At 57.5% G+C, this 16,863-nt stretch carries 14 protein-coding genes; 7 read left to right on the forward strand and 7 right to left on the reverse strand.

All coding sequences use genetic code 11. The features are described from left to right. Window positions 1-14: 14 nt before the first annotated feature. The 7 genes from ACFRFQ_RS04655 to ACFRFQ_RS04685 form a co-directional block, all read right to left on the reverse strand. A complete protein-coding gene (locus tag ACFRFQ_RS04655; protein WP_378653666.1) occupies window positions 15-1,604 on the reverse strand; it encodes an FAD-dependent oxidoreductase in 1,590 nt (529 codons plus the stop codon). A 53-nt stretch (window positions 1,605-1,657) separates the two neighbouring features. Next, window positions 1,658-2,200, reverse strand: a complete 543-nt coding sequence (locus ACFRFQ_RS04660) for a VOC family protein (protein ID WP_378653668.1) — start codon at window positions 2,198-2,200, stop codon at window positions 1,658-1,660. A 331-nt stretch (window positions 2,201-2,531) separates the two neighbouring features. Continuing rightward, the gene (locus ACFRFQ_RS04665) at window positions 2,532-3,095 is read right to left on the reverse strand and encodes a carboxymuconolactone decarboxylase family protein (RefSeq protein ID WP_378653671.1); all 564 of its coding nucleotides are present in this window, start codon (window positions 3,093-3,095) and stop codon (window positions 2,532-2,534) included. 187 nt (window positions 3,096-3,282) lie between these two features. Next, complete coding sequence (locus ACFRFQ_RS04670; protein ID WP_378653673.1) at window positions 3,283-4,128, reverse strand: TauD/TfdA dioxygenase family protein; 846 nt, start codon at window positions 4,126-4,128, stop codon at window positions 3,283-3,285. A 78-nt stretch (window positions 4,129-4,206) separates the two neighbouring features. Next, window positions 4,207-4,953 carry an SDR family NAD(P)-dependent oxidoreductase gene (locus ACFRFQ_RS04675; protein ID WP_378655039.1) on the reverse strand — a complete coding sequence of 249 codons (747 nt, stop codon included), beginning with the start codon at window positions 4,951-4,953 and terminating at the stop codon, window positions 4,207-4,209. Between the two features lie 182 nt (window positions 4,954-5,135). Beyond that, complete coding sequence (locus ACFRFQ_RS04680; protein ID WP_378653675.1) at window positions 5,136-5,543, reverse strand: nuclear transport factor 2 family protein; 408 nt, start codon at window positions 5,541-5,543, stop codon at window positions 5,136-5,138. Between the two features lie 216 nt (window positions 5,544-5,759). After that, window positions 5,760-6,644, reverse strand: a complete 885-nt coding sequence (locus ACFRFQ_RS04685; protein ID WP_378653678.1) for a VOC family protein — start codon at window positions 6,642-6,644, stop codon at window positions 5,760-5,762. A gap of 483 nt (window positions 6,645-7,127) precedes the next feature. Between ACFRFQ_RS04685 and ACFRFQ_RS04690 the strand changes: the two genes are divergently transcribed. The 7 genes from ACFRFQ_RS04690 (at window position 7,128) to ACFRFQ_RS04720 (ending at window position 16,190) form a co-directional block, all read left to right on the forward strand. Continuing rightward, window positions 7,128-7,973 (forward strand): IclR family transcriptional regulator, encoded by an 846-nt coding sequence (locus ACFRFQ_RS04690; protein ID WP_378653681.1) that lies wholly within the window; start codon window positions 7,128-7,130, stop codon window positions 7,971-7,973. Between the two features lie 1,224 nt (window positions 7,974-9,197). After that, entirely contained in the window at window positions 9,198-10,163 is a 966-nt protein-coding gene (locus ACFRFQ_RS04695; protein ID WP_378653684.1) for an ABC transporter permease, read from the forward strand. Continuing rightward, window positions 10,160-11,065 carry an ABC transporter permease gene (locus ACFRFQ_RS04700; protein ID WP_378653687.1) on the forward strand — a complete coding sequence of 302 codons (906 nt, stop codon included), beginning with the start codon at window positions 10,160-10,162 and terminating at the stop codon, window positions 11,063-11,065. Before ACFRFQ_RS04695 ends, ACFRFQ_RS04700 begins: the two co-directional genes overlap by 4 nt. Then, window positions 11,062-12,180, forward strand: coding sequence for an ABC transporter ATP-binding protein (locus ACFRFQ_RS04705; protein WP_378653690.1), 1,119 nt, complete (start codon window positions 11,062-11,064; stop codon window positions 12,178-12,180). The genes ACFRFQ_RS04700 and ACFRFQ_RS04705 overlap by 4 nt, the downstream gene beginning before the upstream one ends. Then, complete coding sequence (locus ACFRFQ_RS04710) at window positions 12,180-13,226, forward strand: ABC transporter ATP-binding protein (protein ID WP_378653693.1); 1,047 nt, start codon at window positions 12,180-12,182, stop codon at window positions 13,224-13,226. Before ACFRFQ_RS04705 ends, ACFRFQ_RS04710 begins: the two co-directional genes overlap by 1 nt. A 99-nt stretch (window positions 13,227-13,325) precedes the next feature. Further along, the gene (locus ACFRFQ_RS04715; RefSeq protein ID WP_378653696.1) at window positions 13,326-14,864 is read left to right on the forward strand and encodes an ABC transporter substrate-binding protein; all 1,539 of its coding nucleotides are present in this window, start codon (window positions 13,326-13,328) and stop codon (window positions 14,862-14,864) included. 543 nt (window positions 14,865-15,407) lie between these two features. Beyond that, entirely contained in the window at window positions 15,408-16,190 is a 783-nt protein-coding gene (locus tag ACFRFQ_RS04720; protein ID WP_378653699.1) for a TetR/AcrR family transcriptional regulator, read from the forward strand. Window positions 16,191-16,863 lie beyond the last annotated feature (673 nt).

Below are 16,863 nucleotides of genomic sequence, written 5' to 3' on the forward strand. Positions count from 1 at the left end.
GAATGCTCCGCAAACTAGCCGTTCGGACCAGCCATGTCCAGAGCAGCCAAGTACGAGAAGACCATCGACGATCCCACCGGACCACCCGCACCGGGATAAATCCGACCAGTCATCGGTGCCATCGTGTTGCCCGAGGCATAGAGACCTGAAATCACTGATCCGTCCTCCCTCAGAACTCGGGAGTTCTCGTCCGTCTTCAGTCCGCCCTTCGTCCCGAGATCCGACAGGACGATCTGCGCCGCGTAGAACGGCCCCTTGTCGATTACACCAAGGCATGGATTCGGACCGTCTTCATGGCTACCGCAGCTACTGACGATAATTCGATCCCACGGAGCGTCACCTCGACCGAACGCTTCGTCTTTGCCGCTACGCGCATACTCGTTGAATTGCTCGACGCTCTTAGCCAACGCGCCGGCCGGGATACCGATCAGCTCTGCTAATTCCTCGAGCGTGTCGGCCTTCTCGAGGACGCCCGCAGCAAGGAACTTGTCGGCGTCGAACCAATTCGTGGTCTGTGGGGCCACCGGAGGAGTTGTAAATGCTCTTTCGTTGTCGAACTGGCGTTGATCGAACACCCAATGGGTGGGAATATGCGAAACATTCGACGCCCGGTGCGCTCGAAGTATCTCGTGGCCCGACCTGTCGTACGGAAGTCGTTCATTCATGAAACGCTCGCCTGCATCGTTCACCCAAATACCACTCCACACCGCGGTGTGAAACACAGGACGCTCATTGGGAATCACAAGCCCTGGAACAAACCAGGCTTCGTCGAGAAGATCTGTCGCTGCACCGATTTCCATGCCGGCAACAAGGGCGTCGCCGGTGTTGCCGGGTGCACCCTGGGACCATTCGTCCGTCACTTCTGGCTGGTACTTCTGACGTAGTTCCGCATTCCTCTCGTAGCCACCGGCCGCAAGGAGAACGCCCTGACGCGCACGGATAGTGATCGACTCACCATTCGAGGTTGCGTCGACCCCAACTACGCGGTCGTCCTCCAGAACGAGCCGCTCCAGACCGGTGTTTATGCGGATCGTTCCGTTGCCAGTGGCTACGAAGGCAAGCAACAGTCGAGCGATCAGCGCCTGCCCGCCAGTCATGACGGACCCCGGATCTGCACCCGAACGCTCAGCCCACTGCGGCCGCCGAACCAGCGGCTCGAGGTCACCCAAAGCCGAACGATCAAGCGGCTCAGGAAAAATCGTGCGCCCAGTCGATAAGCTGCCCGGAGCCTTCTCGAAGTAGTCAGGAACCCCCTGCCAGTAAAACTGGCCAAGCCATTCATGGCTCTCCAGCTCCTCGATCATCGGTGCCCCCACCTGCAGGAAGGCTTCTCTCAGCGCAGAGGGAGCATCGTCACCCACGATCGCATCCAGATAAGGCCGGGCTTGATCCGGACCGGAGTCGACCCCGGCTCGACGCTCCGCAGCATTGCCTGGCAACCACAAGCCAGACCCCGAGTATGCGGTTGTACCACCGATGAACTCGGTCTTCTCGATGACAAGAGTCTGCAGACCGCGCGATGCCGCAGCGAGTGCACCGACCAACCCGGCACCTGAACCGACGACGATGACATCGTAGATATCATCGATCTTGTTGCTTTCCACTTTCATTCCTCTCGTGTATTACCGGAAATGTGCGACACCCGATGTAGCAGAAATCAATTGACCGCGTTCGAGGCCGCTTCCAGCTTCGCGAATCCGTTCGCACCGGCTTCGTCGAGTTCCATCACCTCGACGAAGTGACCGAGTTCCGCCGTCAGATCCAGATAACCGAACCGGATACCGCCGCTTCTTCCGTATTGCGCCCATGTACGCCCACTTTCGGCAACGATTGCGGATGCCTCGTCAAAATCGTCCACGCGGAAACCCATGTGATGGAGCGTCGCTGGAGCGCCGCCGCGCAATGCGCCCCGGTAAAGATCGACCGCGCCACTGACCGGCCGAATGATCTCGATGTTAGTCGCGCCGGCGTTGACCAACGCGACATCGATCACCCATTCCTCAGCTAGTGTTCCTCCGACAACGACGAACGACCCCTGAGGTTCATTCCCATTCGCACGTGAGGACTCTTCGGCCGCAATCTCATCAGGTAGACGACCCAACGACGATCGATAGTGCTTCGCGCACTGGACTGTCCCCAGTGTTTTCTCGAGAAACTCTGCGGCGGCATCGATATCGTCTGCCACATATCCGAGTTGCATACAGTTACGTAACAGATCACTCAATGATTTCATCCGAAACCTCACCCTCAGCCTTGTAGATATGAGTGGGCACTCGCCACGAGCGTGTACCGATCGCCGAGCCCACAACACATTGACTGTCGCCGTTCGGAAGGCATCCAGTCCACCGCTCATACCATCAGGCGGAATCGGATTCGATCATTTCAGTTGGACCTGGCGACTCCGATTCGCGGCATCGACAAACGCCGACGCCCCACAGGCCGTCGAGGCGGGCCGCACCACTGGGTATGCCCACTTGCGAATTGACCGACTGCTCCACAAGGACTTTCATCGTGGATGAGCCTCCGAGCGACTAGAAACCCTGCATTCCAGGTTCCAGTTCCAGCCCGAAGGTGTTGAACACCATGCAATGCATGTCGTAGGCACCGATCAGGAAAACCACGTCCATCATCTGCTTGCGGTCGAAGTATGTTGCAAGCTCAGCCCACGTGGCATCCGAAACGTAACGGTCCTGGCAGATTTCTTCTACCGCTCGGAGCAGGGCCGCATCCATCGGACTCCAGATGGTCGCCGTTGAACCAATTTTGACGGCCTCGATCTCGTCATCGGAGAGCCCCGCAGCTCGACCCATTCCTGTATGTTGCGCCCACTCGTACTCACCTCGCCGTAACCATGATGTCGCGAGCGTGAGTAGCTCCCGTTCCCGGTCATTCAACGTCGAATCGCGCAGATGATTGGAAAACGTCAACCAACTGCGACTCAACTCAGGATGCCACGCGTAGATAGCGATGATGTTGGGCACTGATCGGGGCTGGGGAGGAGTCACGACCGGTGGCTGTGCTTCGACAGTCGAGTTGCGCGTGCCCGTGCTCAGGACAGATAACGCGTCTCGAACTTCTTTGTCCCAATCTTCCAAGGGGCGAGGAACAATCCGGGGTTCACTCACTGCGTCACTCCATTGCGCTCTGGTAGACGGGACTGACAATCCAGTCGGACCGGGGTCGGTCACCTCTGTCGACCTCCCCCACACGGTCTACGCGTTGTCATATTGCCTTACATTTTCTGCCGGCTGTGCAGCAGACCCTACGAACCCGAGCTGGGTGTTATTCGGTGGGTTCCTCACCGACAAGTGTGCAGCGGATCATTTCGCGCGCGGAGCCGTCTTCGTAGGGTTGCACGCGGTGCAGCATCCCCGGGTTGTCCCAGATCACGGTGTCACCGACCGACCATTCGTGGCTGTACACCCGATCCGGTGTTGTGGCCCGCGCAACGAGATCGTCGAGGAACAACCGACTTTCGTCCTTACCCATACCCACGATATAGTCCGACGTGCCACCGATGATCACCGAAGGGCGGCCCTCACGGTGCCGCCAGACCATCGGGTGTTCACGACTCTGCATCGCCGCCCATGCCTGCTCCTGCTCCGGAGTAGGGTTCGGGATTACTCGTCGCCGAGAACCGGCGACGGAGTGCACAACACGCATCGCCGACAGTCGGTCCTTCTCGTCGCTGCTGAGCGAGTCGAAGAACGCACGTGTGCTGGCGAATTCGGTTTGTCCGCCGGTCTCCGATGTGACCGCACAGGTGAGGATTGTTGCCGGTGAGGGGTTCTTCTCGGCGGGCAGAGTGCAGCCGTCCATGTGCCAGTTGAACGTTCCGCGCACGGTTTCCTGACCACCATTCTTCTTCGGGTCCATCGAGACCCGCTGAATTCCGGGTTCGTTGTACTGCTCCCCGTTGGTGCGGTCCAGGGTGCCGAGTCGTTCACTGAATTGGAGTTGAGTGTCGGGAGTAAACCCGAGGTCATGGAAGAGAAGGACACCGTGCTCGCGTAGTGCATTCCAGATCAGTTCCGGGACAGTGTCGTCGTGGAGGAGTTGGTCGAGGCCGATGCCGCTGATCTCTGCGCCCATGGACGGCGTCAGTGTGTTGATAGTCAAGGTACTCATGAAACGCTGTCTCCTTGGAGAAAAGGATTCCTGTCCGGAATGGACCTGTCGCCGTAGCCGGCGCGGCTACGGCGAAGCTCAGGCGAGGTAGGATCCGCCGTTGACGCTGACGGTCTGCCCGGTGACAAAGGACGCGTCGTCAGAACACAGGTACGCGCACGCCCCTGCGATATCTGCGCCGGTGCCCATTCGACCTACTGGGATGTGTCGACCCATCACTTCATTCGACGGGACCAGACCGGCTTCTTGCTTACGACGAACACTGGGGGTGTCGATCGAAGAAGGGGAAATGTTGTTGATCGTCACGCCCAACGGTGAGTATTCGAGAGCCAGGGTCTTGGTCAACGCGATGACACCCCCCTTCGACGCGGCGTAATGTGCCATCTTCGGACCGCCACGCTGGGCGCTCGACGAGGAAATGAAAACCACTCGTCCCCAACCAGATTCGACCATTTCTGGCAAAACAGATTGCGCACAGTTGAATGTACCGGTCAGATTGATCGCCATGATCCGATTCCAGGACTCCACACTGATTTCCGCGAACGGCTCCTGAATAGCAACCGCGGCACTGGTAACCAGCACACTCGCTGAACCCAACTCGGCCCGGACCTCTCCGAGGACTCGATCGACGTCAGTTCGATCACTGACGTCAAGCTGATATCCGACAGCCTGGCCACCGGCAGCAACGACCTCTTTCGCTGTCAACTCAGCACCGTCACCATTGAGGTCGAGAACAGCGACCGCGTAACCATCGGCACCCAGGCGCTGACAAATTGCGCTACCGATACCTGAACCACCGCCGGTCACCACCGCCACACGCTTCATCACAGGCACCGACCCAATCCCTCGAAAAGACTCACGAACTTCGACCAATCCCTAACGGCCATAACCATTGACCTTTCAAACGCGGCATTATCTTCCGGATGCACCGGATTCATTCTCGGACTTTCGACTATCTCCCGGGACTACTCCGAGGTGACCAGTTGGTCGATCAAAGACCTCGGAACTCAGATTGCAAAGGACAACGTCCGGCGCTGGAACAGCCACGTGCCTCCTACGAACCGCAGGGTGTCCTGATACTTGCCGACCATGAGAAGCCCCCAACCGGCCTCACCCTTCTGAAGGACAAGGAGGTCACTGCTTACCTCCACCTCGCCTCCCTTCTGCTCGGAGACAAGCGTATTGACGACAACATGGCGTAAGGGCACTCCACCTGTGGTCGTGGCATAGTAATCACGGATCGCATCATGCCCTTCGGCAACCAAACCGAAATTGGTGATCTCGAATACGGCGTCTCTGCTGAATGTGGCTAGGACATCGTCGAAACGGCCAGAATCCATCGCCTGGGTGTATGCCGCGAGACTGGCCTGGACACCTGCGACAACGTCTGCGTAGGTCAGAGTTTCCGTACTCATACGACCTCCTGGGTCAGCACATCGATACACAGACGCAATGGGCATCGACGGGTGCGGGTGGGACGGGCGGCGAGCGCCCAAATTTTGGTTCGAGATGTGACTACCAACACAGATAGTTAAGCACATGTTGTTAAGAAATGGGAAGAGAATTTTTCGGCGATCTTCTCGGAACCCGGCGGGTTGGTGGGCTGGCCCGGCATGCGCAGCAGTGCATGTTCAACGCGGATCCCCTGGGATCCTCTTTGTAGTAAAGCCCCACGGGACACCGAGACTGGTAGAGGGGTCGGTGATGATCGTGTCGTCAGTGCGGGTCAAGATGCGCACGCCCTGGTCTTCGACATGACGTTCGACCCGATCGATGTCGACAACTTTCCATGTTATTGCGTGATACACGTCGTCCGGACCATTCGCAGCAAGGTCTGCTTGCGCGGGCGAATCTGCATCCGGTGCTGCGTACTGGAGGATCGCATCGGCAAGATGAACGTACGAACCGGTGACACACCGGACGTCGTCGCGACCCTCGTTAATGACTGTTCCGCCCAAGACATCTACGACGAACTTGTGTGCCCGGTTCGGCTTGTCAGTCAATACCGTGTGGTGCGAACAGTATTCGATACCCAGCGGGTCCTCTTCCGACACAGCGGGAATAGACCAGTCAGGCGCGAGTCGAAGGTCGGGCTTGAAGGGAAACTGCGGAAAGAAGTAGTAACGAATTCCGGCGTCCACCGGAAGCGTATGGAAGTGCGGAATCGGGCCGGCCATCGGCAGGTCGTCGCCTTCAGCAATTTCGTCCTGGCTGTTGGTAACTCGGATGCCATGATGCTTGAGTTCGCGGTAAAGTTCGGGCATTCCCTCGATGTACCATCCGAAGGTCTGCAAATGACCCTGCTCGACTGCAGGTCGCTGGACTCCCCCGGTGATGTACCGCTTCGGATCAAGACTATCGATCAGAACGTCGCCAACAGCAGTGAAGATCGAATGGTCGATGGAATGATTCGGCTTCGGCGGCGCTTTCCTTACCGACGTCAGGGGGGTGCTCGACCTGCCGAATACCCGCCGGTAAAAATCTTCGGCTTCGTCGAGATCAAAAACGTGAAGCACAGGGTGGTAGATCATTTTCACGCGAAAGTGAGCGTGAGAATTTACAATGGTTTTTCTGTTTTCAGGCATGGTCCCCACTCGTGTCACGACTACGCAAAAAGCCCTTGCATTCGCTCACAACCACTTCCGCGATCATCTCGCTCCCTGATCCGGCGGTGCCTCGCACTCACCTCGGGCCGACCGCCGCACAGCAATGCGCCTGCCTCCATGCCTGGATCAGGTCAGATTTGGACCATCCAGACCGACCAAGCCGAATCCTAGTAATTAAGCATAGTAGCTTGGATTGTGTCAACCACCTGATATGAGCATCGACAAATAGTGCAGTCACATGTGTTGCTCGATGTCGACGGGGTTTCCGGAACACACCCGAGCAAGGTCGCGCCGGACTCCCGACTTCACACAGAGGGACCACGTTGATGCTAACGTTCGATTGAACGGGACACTCGTTTCACTGCGAAGAGTCAAGTGCCACACAGAAGGCGAATGACGCAAAGAGCAGATCCCGAGGAGATGAACTTGGTCGCAGAGAGTCCACAGGAACTGTTGGAGCAGAACGAAATCAAGCGGCGCCGCGATCCGCTGGGGCGGGCGATACAACTTTTGATCCATATGGTCGATAGCGGCGAAGAGGCCTACGGCGTCCGAGAATTAGGTACCCGACTGGGCGCGAGCGCAAGCACCGCCCACCGCCTACTCGGCGAACTTGAACAACTCGGAATGGTAGATCGGACCCCCAGCGGCACCTACCGAATCGGATTGGAATTCCTGCGAATCGCCCGAACTTCGATAGCCCAGTTCCCACTGCACGACAAGGCGAACGACGTTCTCCGTGAGCTGACTCGACGGAGCGAAGAAACCTCGTTCCTCAGTGTTTACAGTAGTCAACGTCAACAGATGATGTTCACATTGTCCGTTGAGTCCGCTCATCCGCTCCGCTACGTGCTCCAACTGAACAAATGGCTCTCGGTGCACACAGGCGCGAGTGGACTCGCAATCCTCGCGTTCCTACCCGATGAGGATCGCCGCGAGATCCTGGAAAAACAGCTCGGCACATCGGCTGATATCTGCGACGATACGCAGCGTCTCACAGAACGCCTTACAGAGATTAAGCGCCAGGGCTACGCCAGTTCCCGCGCCGAGCGGATCGCTGGCGCCGTGGCTGTAGCCGCACCCGTGTTCGGGCCCTCCGGTGAGGTTTTCGGCGACGTCGGCGTCACGATCCCCGAGAGTCGGTTCAACGAAACAGACGAACCCGTCCTTGCCGGACTCGTCATCCACTCGGCCGAGATCCTCACCGCCAGTATGGGCGGGACTGCACCTAAGAGCTGACCGAATGTCAGATTCCCCCGTCACGAGAATCGTTGCAGGAATCAGCTTCAGTGGGACTGACGCTTAACGCCACGATCTTATCGCCCCGAAGGTACGTGTTGAGAACGTCGAGACCGAGCCATGCAAGTGGACGACATACGACTCTGCGGGCCATCTGCCTACTCGAGTCGGGCAGCTATACCCGGCACCAAATTCATTTGTAGACAGGTGATTTTAACCAAATAGGACCGTACGATCGCGTTGATGGAAACCCTGTTGACCGAAGTGCCTGCGCACAGCTTCCAGTGGTCGATACGTTCACGCCCCGGGTCGTCGACTGCGCACGATGAGAGCGACAACAAAGAACCGTTGGCGCTTAATGCGATCCAGTCATCTGGGCATTCAAGCCTGGAGGCATTACCAATCTGTCGGCCCCTATTCGCCGAAACGACTGCGGATCCCAGCTCACATCTGTAGCTTTCACAAGGCCGCCACTGAGCACCGCAGCTCCAGGGCTACGCGAACGACGAGGGCTGATCGTGTCCGCACCGGAGCAATATCGCCAGATAGGACAACGCCTTCGTGGAGACATGCGGTGAGTGCAACACGTTCGAATCCACCAGAGGCGGAGGCCACTTTTGGGCTTGAACAGTATGAACTCGCAAACTAGCAGGAAGATTGGCTGGGTCGATTACCGACGAATCCACGCAACCTCGGCCTGCTGCGGTCGACCGAGGTTGCGGCTCTGCGCCACTACACACATCGGGCTCATCCGTATCCGAGTTCTTGAACCAAGTAATTTACCTGGATAGCCCTGAGCGAATGACTCCCCTGAAGAACAGGACCGGGCACACCCCTTGACGCTGACAACCTCAGCTGCCAAGCTTAATCGAAACACGGAACATGTGTTTCGTTATCCGGAACGATAACGAGCGCCGTTTCGCAGGAGTGCTTAACAAACTGGTTTAGATCCCGACACCGTGTGAGGACGATGATGCCAGTATCCGAGCCGGCTCAAATGCAGACCTTCCTCACCAGAACTGCATGGGAAGTGAACTGGCCGAAGGCATATCGCTTCAGCTGACTTCTCGGCCGGCACGTCGGTCCACTTCCGATCCGGACGCACTTCGCAACTGTCATCGCACCGCTGTTCCCCACACGCTCGACTGCGCTTCTCGAGCAAATTCCGGAAGAAGGATGTCCCGTGGGGTTTAAGAGATTGGGATGTAAAGAGATGGTAGAAAAGTGAAAACATGGAATTTCACGCAGCGAGCTGGCTCGTTGTTCCAGTTCCTGATGCTGCTGTTCATGGTGTCGGTGGCGGTGTTCTTGCTCCTCGAGCTTATTCCAGGCGACCCAGTGGATGCACTCCTTCCACCAGATGCCTCCCCTGAGCAGATAACTGCCGCCAGGGATGCGTACGGACTCAATGATCCACTGCTGCAACGGTATTTCAGTTGGATGGGAGGGGTTCTCCATGGTGACTTCGGAAGGTCATATCAAACGGGCGTTTCCGTCGGAGAATCGATCATGGAGCGGCTTCCCGTATCCCTCGAACTTGCTCTGGTTTCCATAATTTTGGCTCTGGTCATAGCGATTCCGACGGCAGTCTGGTCGGCATACCGTCCTGGCGGACTAGTAGATCGGGTGACCACGATCGTTTCGTCGGCCATGCTGGCTACACCGTCTTTTGTTCTGGGAATCGTGCTTATCTTTGTTTTTGCAATGACACTGAATATCTTTCCGCCGATGGGGTGGGTACCGTTCTCGGAAGACCCGATTGCACATATTGAGAAACTTATACTCCCGGTGGCGACTCTTGCCGCGTCCGAAATCGTACTTTTCATACGAATTCTCAAGGGCGACATGATGACTACCCTCCAACAGGATCACGTTCTGTCTGCCCGCGCACGGGGGCTGCCGACATGGCGCATCCTGTCGGGGCACGCATTGAAGCAGTCTTCCTTTTCCCTGGTGACCGTGTCCGGAATGGTGATCGGGCGACTCATCGGAGGCACCATTTTGGTTGAGGCGATCTTTTCCCTCCCAGGCTTGGGAACGCTAGCCATCAATGGAATTCACTCCCGCGACTACGTCGTGGTGCAGGCTGTGGTGCTGGTCTGCGCTGTCGGATACATACTCATCAACGCATTAGTTGACCTCACCTATCCGCTGCTCGACCCGAGAGTCAGGAAGGAAAGGACGTCATGAGCGAAGTAATCCAGGATTCGCCCGGGTCCGTCGCCGTGGCGGAACGGAACGCGCAGTCCCCACTGCCAGAAGTGGTTATCAAACCCATTCGGCGCCGGCGTGATATCGGCGCCCTGATCGGTGTTATCTGGATTGCCGTTGTGTGTCTGGGAGCGATCTTCGCGAACGTGCTACCGCTGCCGGATCCGAACGACGTCTCCAGTGTTTTCAATGCGGTTCCCGGCACCGACGGTCATATTCTCGGAACTGATTCACTGGGTCGAGATGTCTTGTCTCGTCTTATATTCGGCGCTCGCGTGTCGCTTGCAGTTGCCATCGGTGCCACAAGCATCTCACTTGTCCTCGGCGTAACCCTGGGGATGCTCGCGGGCTACTTCGGTGGAGCAGTTGACAAGTTCATCTCGTTGTTTATCAACTTCACACTTTCGTTTCCCCCGCTGATCTTCCTGATCGCAATGGTTGCGGTTCTCGAGCCGAGTCTGAGCACACTGGTGATTGCGCTGGCCATCATGGGCATCCCGAACTTCGCACGTGTCGCCCGGGCCAACACGTTAGCCTTCGCCGAACGAGAGTTCGTTACTGCCGCAAAATCTTTGGGTGCATCGCCGCTACGCATCCTGCTCCGTGAACTGCTGGCGAATGTCATGCTACCCATCCTGTCGCTGGCGTTGGTCGTGATGGCGACGCTCGTGATCGCCGAGGGATCTTTGAGCTTCCTCGGTGTGGGCGTTCCCCCGCCGACGCCCAGTTGGGGTGGAATGCTCGCCGCCGGACGCGAACAGATGAGCCGGCACCCTCAGCTTGTACTGATTCCCGCTCTGTTCTTTTTCGTAACCGTCTTCTCCTTCAACAGGATTGGCGACTGGGTTCGTGGACGTGTTGGAAAGGATTCGGCGATATGAGTCAGGCAGTCAAGTCTCCCGAGCACGAACATTCTTCGGCGGATGTCGACTCGACCGAAGTTCTTCGGGTCAAGGATCTGCGGGTGTGGTTTCAGACGCCGAAGGGGCTGGTCCGGGCTGTTGAAGGTGTCGATCTCGATTTGCGTCGCGGTGAGACATTGGGCATCGTCGGTGAATCCGGATCGGGCAAATCCGTACTGTCCCGGGCAATCATGAAGATCCTCGCTCCCAACGCGCATGTCCTTCCGGGTAGCAAAATCATCCTCAACGGAGTGGATCTGGCAACAGTTACCCGCAAGGACAATCCACATCTGTGGGGCGTGGACCTATCGATGGTTTTCCAAGACCCGATGACGTCACTGACGCCGGTGATCACCATCGGAAAGCAACTGACCGAGACGCTCAGTTTCCACCTCGGCCTCAACAAGAAACAAGCCACGGAAGAGGCGACCCGACTGCTCCGAATGGTAGGCATCCCCGAACCGGAGAAGCGCTTCAGCCAGTACCCGCACAATCTATCGGGAGGCATGCGTCAACGCGTTACTATCGCACTTGCCATCGCGTGCTCACCCAAACTACTTATCGCGGACGAGCCGACCACCGCACTGGATGTGACAGTTCAGCATCAAATCCTGAACCTTCTGCAGGATCTGCAGGAAGAGTCGGGTATGGCGATGATCCTCATTACCCACGACTTGGGTGTGGTTGCCGGCCGCGCTGACAACATTGCGGTGATGTACGCCGGACGTGTGGTCGAGAAGGCGCCTACGCGCCAATTGTTCGCGAACATGCGCCATCCCTATACCAAGGCACTTATTGATGCGATCCCCAAGGTTTCTCATCCGAGCCATACTCGGCTTCCGTCCATTCCCGGGCGTCCCCCGATTGTGATCGACCCGCCTGCGGGATGCAGTTTTGCTTTGCGGTGCGCTTCAGCGCAATCTCGTTGTCTCGAGGAGACGCCGATGCTGCAGATAGATCCATACCAGCCAGAACACTCGGCAGCCTGCTTCTTCCCGCTGGGCACTACTGACGGAGATGCCGCTCGTCTACGAAATTCCGAAGCAGGCGTCACTGCTGCGGGTACGCCGGTTGGTAATGAGGTGATGATCTGATGGCTGGCAGTGGAACAGCTCATTTACGCGACCAGGACGACGTCGTTCTCAGCGTTCGAAATCTGGTGGTGGAGTACGCCGGTCGCGGCGGGCAGCGAGTCTATGCTGTGTCGGACGTCAGTTTTGACGCTATCCGCGGTGAGACAATCGGCTTGGTCGGGGAGTCCGGTTGCGGCAAGTCCAGTGTGGCGAAGGCAATCATGCAGCTTCCGGGTCCTACTTCCGGATCCGTCGAGTTCGACGGTGTCAACGTTGTCGGCCTTAAAGGCTCTGCGTTGCGCCGCCAACGCCGCAAGATTCAGATGATCTTTCAGGATCCGATTTCCTCTTTGAACCCCTTGCGCAAGGTCAAGGACATCATTGCCGAGGGCCTGCGCATACACGACGACCTGAGCAAGTCGGAGGTTCTAGCCAAGACGCAGGCGATGATCGAGCGGGTCGGACTTGACCCTGATACTGCCGCAGACCGCCGGCCCCACGAATTCTCGGGTGGTCAATGCCAGCGCATTTCCATCGCGCGCGCTATGGTGCTCGACCCCGAAGTGATTGTCTGCGACGAGCCGGTATCGGCACTGGATGTTTCGGTTCAGGCTCAGATCATGAACCTGCTTCATGAAATGAAGGAGCGGTATCAGCTCACGATGGTCTTCATCGCCCATGATCTGGCCGTGGTGAAGAACCTCAGTGACCGCATCGTGGTGATGTATCTCGGAAAGATCTGTGAGATCGGCACTTCGGAGGAACTCTTCTCGTCCCCGGCCCATCCTTACACTCGCGCACTCGCACAGTCGATTCCAGAACCTGATCCCGATGCTCCGATTCGGGAGGCCGCGCTCTCTGGTGACTTGCCTTCCCCGCTGAATCCGCCGAGTGGGTGCCGGTTCCGGACACGATGCCCGTTGGCGCAAGACCAATGCGCCTCTGATGAGCCGGAAATTCGAGAGGTTCGTCCGGGTCGCTTCGTCGCCTGCCACTTCCCTCTCGACGACTCGGCAACCCTGCAGACAGCTGGTCACAGCTCGGTGCTGTCAAAAAATCCCGCCTGATAAACGAAGTCCCACAAGCACAGACATCTTCCGAACCCTCACGAGTAGGGGGCTGGTAATCAAATGAGATTGGAGTTCACTTTGCGCACGCAAAAAGGTATGAAGTCTCGGCGGGTCGTTGGCGCCCTCGCGGCTGTTGTCGCCACGGGTATCGCCCTGACAGGTTGTTCTTCTTCTTCGGGAAGCGAGGGCGATTCTGTAGGCGAGCCGAAGACCGGCGGCACGTTGGCATATGCAATGGGAGGCGAAACCCAGTCCATGGACCCGGCGAACTGCGGTTTGGTTGCGTACCACCGCTGTTCGCCTGTGTTCGGCACATTGGTGCGCTATGACGCCGCGACTGACACGTTCGTACCGTATCTCGCAGAATCATTCGAGAGTTCGGACGGGGTGAACTGGACGCTCAAGCTCCGTGAGGGTGTCACATTCAGCGACGGCACCCCGTTTGACGCCGAGGCGGTCGTGTTCAACTGGGACCGCATCAAGGATCCCGCGACGCTTTCCGCCGCAGCGTCTGCCACCAACGGTATGGCGTGGGAGATCGTTGATCCGCTTACCGTCAAGGTGACGCTCGACGAAGCGAACTTCCAACTGCCCTGGCAGTTGGTCAGAGGCCTTGGTGCAATCGGCTCGCCCACCGGGATCAAGGCAGCCGGCGCGGAAGTCGGCAACAAGCCCGTCGGAGCCGGCCCCTTCCTCATGCAGGAATGGGTCCGCAACTCCGAAATGAAGCTCGTCCGCAATCCGACCTACTTCGAACAAGGCTTGCCATACCTCGATGCGATGACCATCAAACAAGCTGGCTCCGATCCTCAGAAGATGAATGCGGTCATCAGTGGAGAAGCTTTGATGACCCCTCTTTCCAGCACTATTGATACTGAGAAAATGGCGGACAGCGGCTTCAACACCGATGGCGGTCAACTCATCGGTGGCAGCGGCGTTATCTTCAATTACAAGGATCCGACCGTCCAAGACGCTGGTCTACGGAACGCGATGCTGCACGCAATCGACGCTGACCAGATGGTGGCAGCTCTCGGCACCCAGACCGTGACTGCTGACGCGTTCATGCCTTCGGACAGTGGCGCAGCATTCCCCGAACTCGCCTTGAGCGAGGCACAAAAACTGTTCGATGACTACCTGAGCAGGACCTCGAAGACCAGTGAGACCATTTCGCTCACGACCTATGCAGGTTTCCCGGTGATGGAACAAACATCTCAGATGCTCCAGGCCCAACTGCAGAAGATCAACGGCCTGACGGTCAAGATCGTGCCCCTCGACCCCCCAGTTCTCTTGGCAAATCAGAGGAAGGGCGACTTCCAACTCATGACCACGACTTATCAGTCTGCGTCCAAGGATCTGCTGTTCGACCTCTTTTACACCAATGCACCGCAGAACGCGACCGGCTACTCGAATCCCAAGGTTGACGCTGCGCTCGAGCTCACCCGCTCGTCGAAGGACGCCACCGAAGTCGCAAAGGCCTACGAAATCGTCAATACAGAGGTCTCTCGCGACGCACCCATGCGTATCTGGCAGTACATCGGCGCCTACATCGCCTCGGACAAGAAGGTCCAGGGCATCACGGTTGTTCCGACTGGTTCAGGTGCAGCCTGGGACTGGGAAAAGGTCTGGTTGAACTGACCAAATACAGATTGGCCGACTGGTCAGCCGGCCAACCTGTGCAGGCAGACCATCAGTGTCAACGTTGACTCGCATCTCGCCGGACTGTCGCCGTAGCCTCACCGGCTACGGCGACAGGTCTGTTCCGGAAGCCGAACAACACCCAATGGAACGTCGATTGCCGGCCGCTGTTGGAAACCAGATGCCGGCACAGAGCCAGAGGCGCAAAGATTAACCAGACGAACTTAATTCGTACTTGAATTCTTCGCACTGCACATAATTTGCGGCACCACAGAACCCGAAGTGTGACCCAGGCTACAGGCGCCAACTCCTTCACTGAATCATTTGACGGCATTGTCCCTGATATAATTTAAGCAGTTATACTTAACACCAAGGCTGCCCGATTCGAGGTACCGTAAGTTAGAATCCAAATTCGCACGAGCGCGACCGGGTAGAGCGATCCGATCTGGAAATTGACACAAGGCATACGCTCTCGCGGATAGAGATGAGCAGACGAGAGGGGGCAGGGACAGCGCCGGACAATAGGCACTTCCCTGGGCAAATATGCCGACAGCACCAGCCGACAAGATACCTTCGAGCGACGGCGGGAACACCCGGTCTGCCGCTGGTAAGGAACGAGTAAACTCACGGGGCGACGCGACCCGACTGTTACTTCTCATCACAGCCGAACAGCTATTTGCCGAGCGCGGAATCGCAGCAGTTCCTCTGAGAGACATCGGCATCGCTGCCGGCCAGAAGAACCATGCCGTGGTGCAGTACCACTTCGGCGACAGGGAAACTCTGGTGAGCGAAATCATCGCGTACAGGGCCCACACCAGCGAAGAACGTCGTGTGGAAATGTTCGCAGATTTGATGGTGCGCGGCCAACCTCAAGTTTCCGACCTTGTGCGACTATTCGTCTTCCCTCTGGCGAGCCATCTGGACGAGGACAATCATTACCTTGCATTTATGTCCCGTTACATCCTGGAGAATGGCGGCTATTCACGCCTCAGCGTAAGTAGCAATACTGTAATTCCGTCCGCCACTGCCAGTACCGTACTGGGACTGTTGGGCCGACTCCTGGCCAACCTTTCCGAAGAAGTCCTCGAAGAGCGCTGCATGCACATGCTTACGGGTACCGTTCATACACTGGCTCGCTATCAGGCCGTTCTGGCGTCTGGCGAGAAACTCCCCTTGCCGATGGATGTCCTACTCGAGGACCTGGTCCAGTTCTTCACCTCAGGGCTCGAAGCATCACTAGGGCCCGCTACTGCAATAGCCAATGCCGCGCCGGATCGAGGACGGTCTCCTAGCCAGCTGAAGCGGAACACTATCTCGGCCAAGTAAGTTCCGACGAGGAGCCTGACGGCCTGTGCGATGTTTTTCGAAATCTTCCGATCATTGCGGGTAGTTCACGAAAGCTACGGAGCTACGCGCGACGCGGATACCGACATCCTTGACGATATCGGTATCCGCATTAGATTCGATTCCCCGTCATGGAGGCCTTGATCCGGGACGTCGATTCCGACTCGATCACGCCCGGTGTCCATGTCCCCGGGGTCACAGCAGCCATGCCGGGAAGAACTCGGCGACAACGGCATGAGTGAAACGAAATCGTTGCACTACGCACCCAAGCGCGATGACGTCTGCAGTCGGGCGCGGCACAATTCCAGCAGATCCCGTCTCAGCGAGAGGCTCAGCTCCATTCGCTTACTCCGCGCAACAGCCGACAATCTTTCGTAGAACTGCCGACTGCTGATTCCGAACTCTACGAAAACTTCCTCATCCGGTACCGCGCCGTAATGAACCCACTTCGCGCCGAACTCAACCATCCGGTTGCATTCAGCCTGACTCAAACGGAACGCGCGACGCGAGGACTCGACCGCGACCGAACCGCAAACAACTTTGTTCATCTACTCCCCCACATTCCGCATTGAAGACTCTCAACAGAACCGTATTGCCCGTCATGACATATGGACACGAAAAGTGCATTGGGAGGACGGAATTCAATCTCCGCCCT

Source organism: Rhodococcus sp. NPDC056743, from assembly GCF_042790355.1.
Taxonomy (GTDB): Bacteria; Actinomycetota; Actinomycetes; order Mycobacteriales; family Mycobacteriaceae; genus Rhodococcus_F.